Origin of the sequence: Sphingomonas sp. PL-96 (genome assembly GCF_020707215.1) — a bacterium.
Classification (GTDB): domain Bacteria; phylum Pseudomonadota; class Alphaproteobacteria; order Sphingomonadales; family Sphingomonadaceae; genus Sphingomonas.
In genome coordinates this window covers 401417-414381 of sequence record NZ_JAJFET010000001.1, presented here as the reverse complement: position 1 = coordinate 414381, position 12965 = coordinate 401417, and the positions used below count along the sequence as shown (strand labels likewise).

At 67.8% G+C, this 12965-nt stretch carries 13 protein-coding genes and 2 tRNA genes; 9 read left to right on the top strand and 6 right to left on the bottom strand.

Annotation, left to right across the window (positions count from 1 at the left end; translation table 11 throughout):
• Window positions 1-27 precede the first annotated feature (27 nt).
• The 3 genes from LK533_RS01975 to LK533_RS01965 all read left to right on the top strand — a co-directional run bounded on the left by LK533_RS01975 (window position 28) and on the right by LK533_RS01965 (window position 3795).
• On the top strand, window positions 28-1185 hold the full coding sequence (locus tag LK533_RS01975) for a Gfo/Idh/MocA family protein (RefSeq protein ID WP_229361075.1): 1158 nt from the start codon (window positions 28-30) through the stop codon (window positions 1183-1185).
• A 101-nt stretch (window positions 1186-1286) separates the two neighbouring features.
• Window positions 1287-2450, top strand: coding sequence for a mannonate dehydratase (gene uxuA / locus LK533_RS01970; protein ID WP_229361074.1), 1164 nt, complete (start codon window positions 1287-1289; stop codon window positions 2448-2450).
• A 49-nt stretch (window positions 2451-2499) separates the two neighbouring features.
• Entirely contained in the window at window positions 2500-3795 is a 1296-nt protein-coding gene (locus tag LK533_RS01965; RefSeq protein ID WP_229361073.1) for an MFS transporter, read from the top strand.
• A 100-nt stretch (window positions 3796-3895) separates the two neighbouring features.
• On the opposite strand, the gene LK533_RS01960 is transcribed toward LK533_RS01965, so the two are convergent.
• A tRNA-Ala gene (locus LK533_RS01960) sits at window positions 3896-3971 on the bottom strand.
• A gap of 151 nt (window positions 3972-4122) precedes the next feature.
• Window positions 4123-4443, bottom strand: a complete 321-nt coding sequence (locus tag LK533_RS01955) for an FYDLN acid domain-containing protein (RefSeq protein ID WP_229361731.1) — start codon at window positions 4441-4443, stop codon at window positions 4123-4125.
• Window positions 4444-4663: 220 nt separating this feature from the next.
• On the opposite strand from LK533_RS01955, the gene cmk reads away from it, so the two are divergent.
• The 6 genes from cmk (at window position 4664) to LK533_RS01925 (ending at window position 9802) form a co-directional block, all read left to right on the top strand.
• Window positions 4664-5287 (top strand): (d)CMP kinase, encoded by a 624-nt coding sequence (gene cmk, locus LK533_RS01950; protein ID WP_229361072.1) that lies wholly within the window; start codon window positions 4664-4666, stop codon window positions 5285-5287.
• A gap of 266 nt (window positions 5288-5553) precedes the next feature.
• A complete protein-coding gene (gene rpsA, locus LK533_RS01945; RefSeq protein ID WP_229361071.1) occupies window positions 5554-7263 on the top strand; it encodes a 30S ribosomal protein S1 in 1710 nt (569 codons plus the stop codon).
• A 141-nt stretch (window positions 7264-7404) separates the two neighbouring features.
• Window positions 7405-7683, top strand: coding sequence for an integration host factor subunit beta (locus LK533_RS01940; protein WP_229361070.1), 279 nt, complete (start codon window positions 7405-7407; stop codon window positions 7681-7683).
• 66 nt (window positions 7684-7749) lie between these two features.
• Window positions 7750-7835: transfer RNA gene (locus tag LK533_RS01935), tRNA-Leu, on the top strand.
• 90 nt (window positions 7836-7925) lie between these two features.
• Window positions 7926-9365 (top strand): ABC transporter substrate-binding protein, encoded by a 1440-nt coding sequence (locus tag LK533_RS01930; RefSeq protein WP_229361069.1) that lies wholly within the window; start codon window positions 7926-7928, stop codon window positions 9363-9365.
• Window positions 9366-9370: 5 nt separating this feature from the next.
• Entirely contained in the window at window positions 9371-9802 is a 432-nt protein-coding gene (locus tag LK533_RS01925) for a DUF4112 domain-containing protein (RefSeq protein ID WP_229361068.1), read from the top strand.
• A 256-nt stretch (window positions 9803-10058) separates the two neighbouring features.
• Here the strand turns inward: LK533_RS01925 and LK533_RS01920 are convergent, their stop codons facing one another.
• From LK533_RS01920 to LK533_RS01905, 4 genes are all read right to left on the bottom strand, one after another.
• Window positions 10059-10775: a ribonuclease T2 gene (locus tag LK533_RS01920; protein WP_229361067.1), complete on the bottom strand. Its 717-nt coding sequence runs from the start codon at window positions 10773-10775 to the stop codon at window positions 10059-10061.
• Window positions 10772-11209 (bottom strand): hypothetical protein, encoded by a 438-nt coding sequence (locus LK533_RS01915; RefSeq protein ID WP_229361066.1) that lies wholly within the window; start codon window positions 11207-11209, stop codon window positions 10772-10774. Before LK533_RS01915 ends, LK533_RS01920 begins: the two co-directional genes overlap by 4 nt.
• Before the next feature lie 63 nt (window positions 11210-11272).
• Window positions 11273-12118, bottom strand: coding sequence for a carboxylating nicotinate-nucleotide diphosphorylase (gene nadC, locus LK533_RS01910; RefSeq protein ID WP_229361065.1), 846 nt, complete (start codon window positions 12116-12118; stop codon window positions 11273-11275).
• Between the two features lie 89 nt (window positions 12119-12207).
• The gene (locus LK533_RS01905; RefSeq protein ID WP_229361064.1) at window positions 12208-12870 is read right to left on the bottom strand and encodes a murein L,D-transpeptidase catalytic domain family protein; all 663 of its coding nucleotides are present in this window, start codon (window positions 12868-12870) and stop codon (window positions 12208-12210) included.
• Window positions 12871-12965: the final 95 nt, after the last annotated feature.

Below are 12965 nucleotides of genomic sequence, written 5' to 3'. Positions count from 1 at the left end.
TGTCTCTTTATCGCTCGAGGAACCGCCGTGCCCCACACCGATCGCCGCACCCTTCTCGGAATGGCCGCTGCCGCCGGCCTCTCCGGCTTCACCGCAGACGCGCTCGCGCAATCGGCGAGCCGAGGCGACGCCCCCACCGAAGGTGCGCCCGCACGGCCTGCGCCGGAGGCCAAGTACCGCGTGCCGTTCGGGGTGATCGGGCTCGACCACGGGCATATCTATGCCATCACCGACGCGATGATCCGCGGCGGCGGCGTCCTCACCAGCTTCTATTCGGCAGTGCCGGAGCAGGTTGCGACCTTTCAGAAGCGCTATCCCGGCGCAAAGCTCGCCCGGTCGGAGGACGAGATCATCGACGATCCGCGGATCAAGCTGGTCTGCAGCGCCGCCGTTCCTGGCTTGCGCGCGCCGCTCGGCATCAAAGCGATGCGGGCGGGCAAGGACTATCTGGGCGACAAGGCGGCGATCGTCACGCTCGAGCAGCTGGCGCAGGTACGCGCCGCCATCACGGAGACCGGCAGGAAGTTCGGGATCCTCTATTCCGAGCGGCTGGAGGTGCCCGCGGCAGTGCAGGCCGGGCAGATGGTGCATGACGGCGCGATCGGGCGCGTCATTCAGACCGTGAACCTGGCGCCCCACAGGCTGGGGGCGCCCAATCGCCCGAAGTGGTTCTGGGACACGGAGCAGAACGGCGGCATCCTCACCGACATCGGCAGCCACCAGGCCGACCAGTTCGTCTATCTGACCGGCTCCAAGCGCGCCCAGGTAATCGCCTCCCAGGTCGGCAACTTCGCCCATCCCGAATACCCGCAGTTTCAAGACTTCGGCGACATGGTGCTGCACGGTGACGGCGGCACCGGCTATGTTCGGGTCGACTGGTTCACACCCGACGGCCTGCCGACCTGGGGCGACGGCCGCCTCTTCATCCTGGGCACCGAGGGTTATATCGAGCTGCGCAAATACGTCGATATCCAGGGGCGGCCGGCTGGCAACCACCTGTTCCTGGCCGACCGCAAGGGCACACGTTACCTCGACTGTTCCAAGGTGCCGCTGCCCTTCGGCCCGCAGTTCATCACCGACATCGTCGAGCGGACTTCGGTCGCGCAGGATCAGGAAGGTGCGCTGCTCGCCGCGGAGCTGGTGCTGACCGCACAGGCCCGGGCGACGCGCGCGACCAGCGCATGAACTGTCCCACCCTGCAGCACGCGTTCAACTGACGATGTCGTCGACCCAAATTTGAGGAAATGAGAGAAAAGGTGCCAGGACCACAGGACCACAGGGTGCTGATGACCCAGACGATGCGCTGGTTCGGACCTTCGGACCCGGTGTCCTTGCGCGACATCCGCCAGGCGGGCGCCACCGAGGTGGTCACGGCCCTGCACGAGGTGCCGAACGGCGTCGTCTGGTCCCTGGAGGCGATCCGCGCGCGCCGGGCCGAGATCGAGCGTGCGGGCCTTGGCTGGACGGTTGTCGAAAGCCTGCCGGTTCATGAGGCGATCAAGCTCGGCGCACCGGATCGCGACCGCTATCTTGACGCCTATTGCGAGAGCCTCCGCCATCTGGCGGCCGGCGGGGTCACGGTCGTTACCTACAACTTCATGCCGCTGCTCGACTGGACGCGCACGGACCTTGCCTGGGCCTTGCCGGACGGGGCGCTTGCCCTTCGCTTCGAGCCCGTCGCGCTGGCCGCCTACGACCTCCACATCCTGCGCCGCCCGGATGCCGCCGCCGACTATGCCGAGGCCGTCCGCGCGGCAGCGGACCGGCGCTATCATGAGATGGACGACCAGGCGCGGCATCGGCTTGAGCGCACCATCATCGCGGGCCTGCCGGGCAGCGAGGAAAGCTTCACCTCCGCCGAGTTCCGGCGCGCGATCGACGGTTATGCGCAGGTGGGTGCGGATCGCCTGCGCGAACACCATGCCGCGTTCCTGGAGGCGGTGTGCCCGGTTGCGGAAAGCGTCGGCGTGCAGCTGGTGGTGCACCCCGACGACCCGCCCTTCCCCATCTTCGGCCTGCCCCGTGTGGTCAGCACCGAAGCCGATCTCGCCGCGCTGTTCGCCCGCGTGCCCAGCATCGCGAACGGGCTGTGCTTCTGCAGCGGCTCGCTTGGCGCGCGGCTCGACAACGACCTGCCGGGCATGGTCGAGCGGCTGGGCGATCGCATCGGTTTCGTGCACCTGCGATCGGTGCAGCATGAGCCCGATGGCGCGTTCCACGAAGCGGCGCATCTTGAGGGCAATGCCCGCATGGCGAACATCGTCACTGCGCTGCTGGAGGTGCAGCGCCGATCCGGGCGGTCGCTCCCGATGCGCCCGGATCACGGCCACCAGATGCTGGACGACCTGACCAAGCAGACGAACCCGGGGTACTCGCTGCTCGGCCGCATGCGCGGGCTGGCCGAGTTGCGCGGGCTCGAGCGCGGCATCGCGCACGGGCTGCCAGCCTAGCAGGGATCACGACGACAGTTTCCACAGGGTCGACGCGGAGGGGCGTAAGATGGCAGCGCAGAACAGACCGGCGGCGCTTGCCCGCCCCAGGGGTAACGTGCGCTGGATCATCTGTGCGCTGCTGTTCCTCGCCACCACCATCAACTATGTCGATCGGCAGATCATCGGCATCCTCAAGCCCACGCTGGAGCAGGAGCTCGGCTGGAGCGAAGTCGACTATGGCAACATCGTCTTCTGGTTTCAGGCGGCCTATGCCCTCGGCCTGCTGGCATGCGGACCGCTGATCGACCGCATCGGTACCCGCGTGGGCTACGCCGCCGCAATCGGCCTCTGGAGCTTCGCGGCGATGCTGCACGCCCTTGTGCGCACGCCGTTCGGCTTTTCCGGTGCGCGCTTCCTGCTCGGCTTGGGGGAGGCCGCCAACTTCCCCGCGGCGATCAAGACCGTGGCCGAATGGTTTCCCCGGCAGGAGCGCGCTTTGGCAGCGGGGATCCTGAACGCCGGCGCGAACGTGGGTGCGATCGCCACGCCGATCGTGGTGCCGCTGCTGACGATCCACTTCGGGTGGGAGGCCGCCTTTCTGGTGACCGGCCTGCTCGGCTTTGGCTGGCTGATCGCCTGGCTGTTCTTCTACCGCCCGCTTGCCACGCACGCGAGCGTAAGCGCCTCGGAACGGGCCTATATCGATGCCGATGCGACGGCGGAGCCGCAGGTCCGCGTGCCCTGGCGGCGGCTGTTCCGGCAGCGGCCCACCTGGGCCTTCGCCATCGCCAAGTTCCTCACCGATCCGGTCTGGTACCTGTTCCTGTTCTGGCTGCCGGACTTTCTCGCCAAGCAATATCAGCTCGACCTGAAGAGCTTCGGCCCGCCGCTGATTGCCGTGTACCTGCTCGCCGATGCGGGCAGCGTGGGCGGCGGCTGGCTGTCGTCCGCGCTGATGAAGCGCGGGTTCAGCGTGAATGCCGCGCGCAAGATCGCGCTTCTGGCGTGTGCGCTGTGCGTGGTTCCCGTCCTGCTTGCGACCGGCACATCGCACCTGCTGAGCGCTGTTGCCGTGCTCGGCCTGGCAGCAGCGGCGCACCAGGGCTGGTCCTCGAACCTCTATGCGGTCGTGTCCGATACGGTGCCGCGCAGCTCGGTCGCGTCGGTCATGGGGATCGGCGGCGCGGCGGGTGCGATCGGCGGCATGATCATGGCCCAATATGTCGGCCATGCCCTCGAATCGTTCGGCTCCTACTGGCCCGTGTTCCTGTGGGCGAGCAGCGCCTATCTGGTGGCGCTGGCGATCCTGCACCTGCTGCTGCCCCGCATCGGCGCCGTTCAGGCGTTGGAAGGCGCGGGTTGATCGCACGCACGAAAACCGCTGGCGCGGCACGCGAGCAGCGTGCCCCATCTCACAGCTTCGGTCGGGATGTGGAGGACTGCTTTCACAGAAAGCAGAGAATTGGTGGAGCCGAGGGGGATCGAACCCCTGACCTTCGCAATGCCATTGCGACGCTCTCCCAGCTGAGCTACGGCCCCACGCCGTTTTTGCCGCATCGTTTCCGAAGCGGCTCCGGGATCCCCGTGTCGGGGAAGGCGCCCTCTAATCGGGCGGTTCGGGGTTGGCAAGCGCCTTTTCGACGCTTGCCGCACCTTTTTTCAGAACGCCGGTTCCGCACCGGCGCGAGGATCAGTTTTCCTCGTCTTCGTCCTGGGTGTTGACGCCCAGGTCGTCGTCGCCGCCGAGATCGACGTCGTCGTCGGCCGAGGGCTCGTCCTCACCGTCGATGTCCAGATCCTCGTCGCCCAGATCAGAGTCCTTGTCGGCCTCCTTCTCGCTGACGGGCTTGGCTGCCTCGAACGGAAGCGGCTGCTTGGACTTCAGGATCGGTTCGGGATTCCAGGTCACGCCGCACTCGATGCAGGTGACAGGATCTTCCTTGCCAAGGTCATAGAAGCGCGTCGCGCATTTCGGGCACGTCCGCTTCGTGCCCCATTCCGGCTTCACCATGTGCCGCTCTTGCCTTTCGGTGTGGGATTTTTGGGTATCGGGACCGATGCCCGAAACGTGGCGCGCGCCTTGCCATAGCGCAAGGGCAGTGTCAAAAACCGCCGTCCGCCAGCCCGTCGAGCGATGCCGCTGCCTTGAGGCGAGGCAGAACTGCGCCCTGCTGCCGCGAGCCCCGCCCCCTCGGCTTGACGCCTGCCGCGGTTGCGGCGAGGGATCGACGATGATCATCGCTGTCGACGGACCCGCCGCATCGGGCAAGGGCACCATCGCCCGCGCGCTTGCGCGCCACTATCAGCTCCCGCATCTCGACACCGGGCTGCTCTATCGCGCCGTCGCGGCAACCGTGCTGCGCGACCAGCTGACCCCGGAGCGCGAGGCAGATGCGATCGCCGCCTGCGGGTTCGAGGACCGTCTGCTGGAGGATCCGGCCCTGCGCAGCGACGAGGTTGGCAAAATCGCCTCGATCGTTTCCGCGCACGCACTGGTGCGGGCAGCGCTGCTCCAGCGCCAGCGCCGGTTCGCCGCCCAGCCCGGTGGCGCGGTGCTCGACGGGCGCGACATTGGCACGGTGATCGCGCCCGATGCGGACGCCAAGCTGTTCGTGAAGGCGACGCCGGCGATCCGCGCCCGCCGCCGCCACCTGGAGCTGCAGAAACAGGGCTCGGCCGTCACCTACGACCGGGTGCTCGCCGACATCCGCGCCCGCGACGAACGCGACGCCAGCCGAGCGAACGCGCCGATGATGATGGCCGCGGACGCAGCCCCGCTCGACACCAGCTTCCTGTCGATCGAAGCAGCCGTCCAGCGCGCGATCGAGCTGGTGGACGCCCGCGTCGCCGCCTGAGTCCGGCGACGGGGCTTGAACGCCCTGCCCCAGCTTGCGAATTGCTTGCATCTGGGCTATGCGCAGGGGGTTCGACGAGCGATTGCTCGCGGGCCCGGCGCGGAGGGGATACCCCACGCGCCCTTTTTCGCATGCGATGTGAAAGGGTCCCGCAGCCAGCGTCCGACGAATGCCGCGACCGGCATCCGGCCGCCGCGGCGACACCGGTCAAAGACCGCCGGAACCAACCGGCCGGCCGGAAAAACGTACAGGAACCAGGAACTCTAATGGCCTCTTTGGCAAACCCGAGCCGCGACGATTTCGCGGCGATGCTTGACCAGACCCTGGGTCAGGCAGACAGCTTCGAAGGCCGCGTGGTCATCGGGACCGTCACCGGCATCGAGAACGACCTCGCCGTCATCGACGTGGGCCTCAAGTCGGAAGGCCGCGTGCCGCTGCGCGAATTCGCGGCGCCGGGCCAGAAGGCGGACCTGAAGGTCGGCGACGAAGTCGAAGTCTATGTCGACCGCGTCGAGAACGCGAACGGCGAAGCGATGCTCAGCCGCGACCGCGCCCGCCGCGAAGCCGCATGGGACAAGCTGGAAACCGAATTCGCCAAGACCGCGCGCGTCGAGGGCGTCATCTTCGGCCGCGTCAAGGGTGGCTTCACCGTCGACCTGTCGGGCGCCGTGGCGTTCCTGCCGGGTTCGCAGGTCGATATCCGTCCGGTGCGCGACGTCACGCCGCTGATGGACATCCCGCAGCCGTTCCAGATCCTGAAGATGGACCGCAAGCGCGGCAACATCGTCGTTTCGCGTCGTGCGGTCCTGGAAGAGACCCGCGCCGAGCAGCGTTCGGGCCTGATCCAGTCGCTGGCCGAGGGCCAGGTGATCGACGGCGTCGTCAAGAACATCACCGACTATGGTGCGTTCGTGGATCTGGGCGGCATCGACGGCCTGCTGCACGTCACCGACCTCAGCTACAAGCGCGTCGGCCACCCGTCGGAGATGCTCAACATCGGCGACACGGTGCGCGTGCAGATCATCCGCATCAACCGCGACACGCAGCGCATCTCGCTCGGCATGAAGCAGCTTGAGAGCGATCCGTGGGATGGTGCCTCGGTCAAGTACCCGGTCGGCGCGAAGCTGGCTGGCCGCGTGACCAACATCACCGAGTACGGCGCGTTCGTCGAGCTGGAGCCGGGCATCGAGGGGCTGGTGCACGTCTCGGAGATGAGCTGGACCAAGAAGAACGTCCACCCGGGCAAGATCGTGTCGACCAGCCAGGAGGTCGAAGTCATCGTCCTCGAGGTCGATCAGGAAAAGCGCCGCATTTCGCTCGGCCTCAAGCAGGCCCAGGCGAACCCGTGGGAGCGTTTCGCCGAAACCCACCCGGTCGGTTCGACCGTCGAGGGCGAAGTCAAGAACGCGACCGAGTTCGGCCTGTTCGTTGGCCTCGACGGCGACGTCGACGGCATGGTTCACATGTCGGACATCGCATGGGGCATTTCGGGCGAGGACGCGCTCAACCTGCACCGCAAGGGCGAGATGGTTCAGGCCGTCGTTCTTGCCGTGGAGCCGGACAAGGAGCGCATCAGCCTTGGCATGAAGCAGCTCGAGCGCGGTGCGCCGGCGGTTGGCGTCGCCACCTCGGGCGATCGCCTCAACAAGAACGCGATCGTCACCGTCACTGTGCTTGAGGTCCGCGACGCGGGTCTCGAAGTGCAGGCTGGCGACGATGGCGCGACCGGCTTCATCAAGCGCACCGACCTCGGCCGCGACCGCGACGAGCAGCGTCCGGAGCGTTTCCAGGTCGGCCAGAAGTTCGACGCGATGGTGTCGGGCTTCGACCGTTCCAAGAAGCCGACCTTCTCGATCAAGGCGATGCAGATCTCCGAAGAGAAGCAGGCCGTTGCACAGTATGGCTCGTCCGACTCGGGCGCGTCGCTGGGCGACATCCTGGGCGAAGCCCTCAAGGCTCGCGGCGAAGGCCGCTAAGCATTGCGCCGCGGCGGGAAGTTCCTTCCCGCCGCGGCAAATGCCGTTAACTTGTGTTGCAGTCCCGCTGTACTGGGACTAGTTCGGTTCCCATAGCGTAACGATCGCCTCCGCCGCCCCGGCGGAATGGATGAGGCCGACATGATCCGATCTGAACTCGTACAGCGTTTGATCGCAGACAATCCCACCCTCTCTGCGCGCGATGTCGAGCGGATCGTCACCGTCTTCTTCGACTCCATCGTCGAACAGCTGAAGTCGGATGGTCGCGTCGAACTTCGCGGCTTCGGCGCCTTCTCCACCCGCGCGCGCGATGCCCGCACGGGTCGCAATCCGCGCACCGGCGAGACCGTCGAGGTCGATGCCAAGCGCGTTCCCTATTTCAAGCCCGGCAAGGAAATGCGCTCGCGCCTGAACGTTTGAGGTCGCGCGCACCTCAGATCGCGGGCGCTTGACGCCGGCGCCGGCGTGCGGTTCCCGTTGGCGCATGCGGACGTGGCGAAACCGGTAGACGCAGCCGACTTAAAATCGGCTTCCGAACAGGAGTGCGGGTTCGAGTCCCGCCGTCCGCACCACCACCACCAGCGGTGGCGCTTCGCCGCTGGCGATGGCAGGAAGGCCGCATGGCGTTTCCCCTTCCCCTCCGCGCCCGATCTTCCCTCCCTTTGCTTGCCGCAGCCGCGCTGGCGCTGGGCGGCTGCGACCGACGGCCTGACGATTCCGCGGTAGCCGCCAGCGTCATCGGCGGGATGGTGCGTGCCGCCGACCCCTCACGCACAGAACTCACCCCGGCAGAGCGCGTGCTGATGGGCGCGACGGCGCAGGGGCTGGTGCGCTTCGACGCGGCCGGACAGGTCGAGCCGGCGCTGGCGGAGCGCTGGATCGTGATCGACGAGGGCCAGAGCTATATCTTTCGTCTTGGCGACGCACGCTGGCCGGACGGCAACCGGGTGACCGCAAGCGATGTGGTCGCGACCCTCAAGCGCGCGGTGCGGCCGGCGACCTACAAGCCGCTGGCACCGGCACTACGACTCGTCGACGAGATCGTCGAGATGACGCCCGAGGTGGTGGAGATCCGCCTGCGGCGCCCGCAGCCGGAGTTCCTGAAGCTGCTCGCCCAGCCCGAGCTCGCCATCTTCCAGCAGCCCAGCCTGCGTGGCACCGGCCCGTTCGAGCTTGCCCAGCGCGTGGGTGACGTGCAGCGGCTGCGGCCGATCCGTACCCTGGAGGATGAGGGGACGGAGTCGCCGCCCAGCCGCGCAGAAACAATCGAGCTGCGTGCCGACAGGGCGGCGGTGGCGGTGCTGCGCTTCACCCGCGGCGACATCGACGTGGTGCTGGGCGGCGGGGTCGACGACTGGCCCTTGCTGAGCATCGCGCAGGTTGGCTCCGCCGGCATCCGCCTGGACCCGGCAGCCGGTTTGTTCGGGCTGGCCGTGGCCCGGCGGGAGGGCTTTCTGGCAGAGGCATCGAACCGGGCTGCACTGGCAGCTGCGCTCGACCGCAGCGCCATCACCGCCGCCGTGCGCGACGACTGGGGCGCTGCGACCACCCTGCTGCCCGCGCAGCTCGATTCGGCCGCGGCACCTGCCGCCTTCCCCTGGCCGGCGACCCCCAGCGACGAAGCCATCAGCCAGGCGCGGGCCCGGGTATCGGTGTGGAAATCAGGCCATCCCGGCATGGCGCCTCTGCGCGTAGCGCTGCCGCAAGGCCCGGGCGGAAACCTGTTGTGGGGCACGATCGCCGGATCGTTGCGCGCGATCGGCCTGCCCGTCGAGCGGGTAGCGCTCGACGCAAAGGATGCGGACCTGCGGCTGATCGACAAAGTAGCGCCGCTCGACTCAGGCCGCTGGTACCTGGACAGCGCCTGTGTCGCCTGCGACCCGATGATCCGGGCGATCATCGATGCGGCCGGGAACGCCCCGAACGCCGAAGTGCGCGGCCGGCTGCTGGCGGACGGCGACGCCGCGTTGGTCGCGGACGCGAGCTTCATTCCCATCGCCACCCCACTGCGCTGGTCGCTGGTGTCGCAGCGGCTGCGCGGCTGGACCCCCAACGCAAGGGCGTGGCACCCGTTGAATCATCTGCGCGGCGACCCCAGCTAACAGCCATGAGCCGCACCTCCCGCATTCCCCCCGAAGCGTTCGACCGCCTGTCTGAAGTCGTGCCCTTGGGCCGCGATGCCGCGGCGGTGCGCAAGCGGCTGACGGCGCTGGAGCGGCTGCTGGAGCGCAGCTTCGTCATCCCCGGCATCAACGTGCCGGTGGGACTGGACCTGGCGTTCAACCTGCTGCCTGTGGGCGGCAGCTTCATCGGTGCCGCCATGGGCAGCTACATGGTGTGGGAAGCCCGCAACCTTGGCATGTCCAAGCTCCAGATGGCGCGCATGGCCGGCAACGTCGGCGTCGACTGGGCGCTGGGGCTCATCCCGCTGGTGGGCGCGGTGCCGGACCTGTTCTTCCGCTCCAACACCCGCAACCTGCGGATCATCAAGCGGCACCTGGACAAGCACCACCCGGGTACGGCCGTCGTCGACGGCTGAGGAGGCGGGGTCCGGCCTTCGATACCGGACCTCTGCGAGGCCCCTCCTGTTCTCACCGTGCTCCTGCGGAGGCAGGAGTCCAGGGCGTCGTACGCCGCGGGTCGGTTTGCCCCCTGCCTGCGCAGAGATACGATGTTGCTGGGACGCTATGGCACCCGAGCGGAGGCCGGGCTCCAGGTCGGCGGGCCGCCGTGGCTCGATCAAGCGTCCCTCAACTGGACCCCGGCCTTCGCCGGGGTACGATGTTGTCGACGTCCTACCGGTGGCCCCGCCAGATCTTCAACGGGGCGTTGGATGTGAGCCCGCCCTGGTGCGCCGGACAGGCGCGATAGCGTAGTCGCTTGTCGAGGCAGAGCCAGACTTCGTCGAGCCAACCCTCACGATTGGCGGTGATCCGCATCATGTTGGCGGCAATACCGGGATTGGCCCGCGCAATCGCCTGTGCGAGCTGACCGGCGGTGAGGTCCCGCCGCCGCGACAGCGCATCCATGTTCGGGAACCGCAACCGCCCGTAGAGCGCATTGGAGCGCGCGAAATAGGCGGCCGGGGTCACCCCCATGCAGCTCCCATGCTTGGCATATTCGTGCTGGAGCAGCTGCACCGAGGGCGTTGCACACAGATGCTTGCGCACCACCGCCTGCGGCAGCAGCGCCACCGGCTTGCAGTACTGCGGCCAGGTCTTGCCCTCGCCATCCGGCCACAGGCCGTGCAGGGTGAAGCCGAAGCGGTTGTCCTGCCCGCACTGGAAGCTGTCGCTGCCCGCCTGCTGGCCCCGGCAATATTGCGGCGACCAGGTGATCGCGAGCGTATAGCTGCCGATCGGGATGACGCGACGCGGCTGCTGCGCCGTTGGCAGGTCGGCATGCGGGCGCGGCAGCACCGCCGGCACATTGCACTGGGTGCTTTGTGCCAGGGCGGTGCCGGGCAGTGTGGCGGCGAGGATCATCGCCGCCTTGTGCCAGATGCGGATCATTCGAACGGCGTCTCCGCAGGCGCGGTCGAGACACCCTTGAACCACGCGACGGCGTCGGGCTGGAACAGCATGAAGATCGCCGCCGCCTGAAGCACGGTCGCGACGATGCTGAGCACGCCGGCGATGCCACCTGGGAACTGGCCGTTCATCAGCGTGAACAGCAGCGACAACACGCCGAGCACGAAGAAGACCACCAGGATCCACTTGGCGATGGTGCTGCGCCGGCGGGAGGTGAAGAACCAGAGCAGCAGCGAAATGCCGAAGCCGATGACCAGGCTGCCCAGCATCACGGGCGTGGCGATAGCGGCGGTCGCGGCTTCCGCCTGCAGCGTCGCCATGGTGGCGTTCCAGCTGAGCGCAGTGTTGACGAGGCCAAGCGCCAGCGCGGCGAGATAGAAGATGTCGAAGCGTTGAATGGATTTAGGACGCACCATGTCTCTCCCCCTGTTGTGCGGGGTGGAGCCTAACCAAGCCTGCAGGTTCGGCAAGCGGGATTTCTAGGCCGTAACGAAGTCCAGGCCGATATCGGCAGCGGGCGCCGACTGGGTGAGCCGCCCGACCGAGACATAGGTGACGCCGCTGCCGGCGATCGCGGCGATGGTGTCGAGCCGAACGCCGCCCGACGCCTCGGTCGGCACGCGCCCGGCAACTTCGGCGACCGCGGCACGCAGCGTGTCCGGGTCCATGTTGTCGAGCAGCAGGTGGGTGGCGCCGCCGGCAAGCGCGGGCGCAATCTGGTCGAGCCGGTCGACCTCCACGATGATCGAGGCGATGCCGGCATCGGCTGCGCGTCGCGCCGCCGCTTCGACCCCGCCGGCCACCGCGACATGATTGTCCTTGATCATCGCCGAGTCCCACAGGCCCATGCGGTGGTTCGTCGCGCCGCCCATGCGCGTCGCATATTTCTCCAGCCGGCGCAGGCCCGGCAGCGTCTTGCGCGTGTCGAGCAGGGTCGCACCGGTGCCGCGGATCGCATCCACATAGGTCGCGGTCAGCGTGGCGATGCCCGAGAGATGCTGAACGGTGTTGAGCGCCGAGCGTTCGGCCGTGAGCAGCGCCCGGGCGTTGCCGCGCAGGCGCAGCAGCTCGGACCCGGCGGCGACGCGGTCGCCGTCCCGGACCAGCGCCTCGATCTCCACGTCCGGATCGAGCGCCCGGAAAAAGGCCTCGGCGATCGGCAGCCCGGCGACGGTGATGGCGTCGCGGCTGTCCATGACGCCGACGAAGCGTGCATCGGCCGGGATCACCGCAGCGGAGGTGATGTCACCGCCCTCCCCCAGATCCTCGGCGAGCGTGTCGCGGACGAAGCGGGGGAGATCAAAGCCTTCGAGCGACCAGGTCATGCGCATTGTCTCCGCCGTGTGTGAGGCGCGGGCGGTAGCGCGCCCCGAAGCGCTGCGGCAAGGCGGAAAGCGCGGCGAACCCCGGCTGCTCAGACCTTGGCGGCGTACAGCATGCGGTTGTTGCCAAGGTGGCCGAACACCTGCGCCAGTTCGCTTTCGCCGACGGCGAAGCAGCCCTGGCTGCGGCCGAGCTTGCCATGGGTCCGCAGCATCGACGCGTTGGAATACCAGGCGCCATGGATCACGATCGCACGCGCCAACGCATTGTCGTTGGTCGGATCGAGCCCGACCAGCCGCTGCGACTTGCCGTGCTTGCCGACATAATAGTCGGATGCAAGGAAGGCGCCCTGGCTCGACGCGTTGGAGCCGTTGAGGTTGGAGAAGCGCTGCAGATAGCCGCTGTGCGCCGGGTCCGAGCCGCTGCCATGCGCGACCAGCAGAGTCGTGGTCTGGCCGCTGATCAGGTCGACGAGGTGGAAGCGCGGCACCGAAGAGGACGCAGCGAAGTCGGCGATCGCCATGCGGTCGCGGCTTGCGACCCGGTTGCCGTGCGCCTGGAGCGCTGCCATCGCGTCGCGAAACAGCGCCGGACGAACCATGCGGGGCGACGTGAGCGGCGCACGCGCTGCGGCCGGCACTGCGGCACGCACCGGCGACGCAAAGGCAGCCGATGCGACTGCCGCGCCCGCGACCGAAAGACCCGTGGTAAGGAACGCGCGGCGCGAGGGCGCCTTCTCAACAATGTTGTGCACTTGGATGTCCTGCCCTGAACCCGCTCAGCATCGCGATGCGCTGCCTTGTTCATGCTTTTAGCGAACAAATCCAAACAGTTCCTGTCCACATTAAC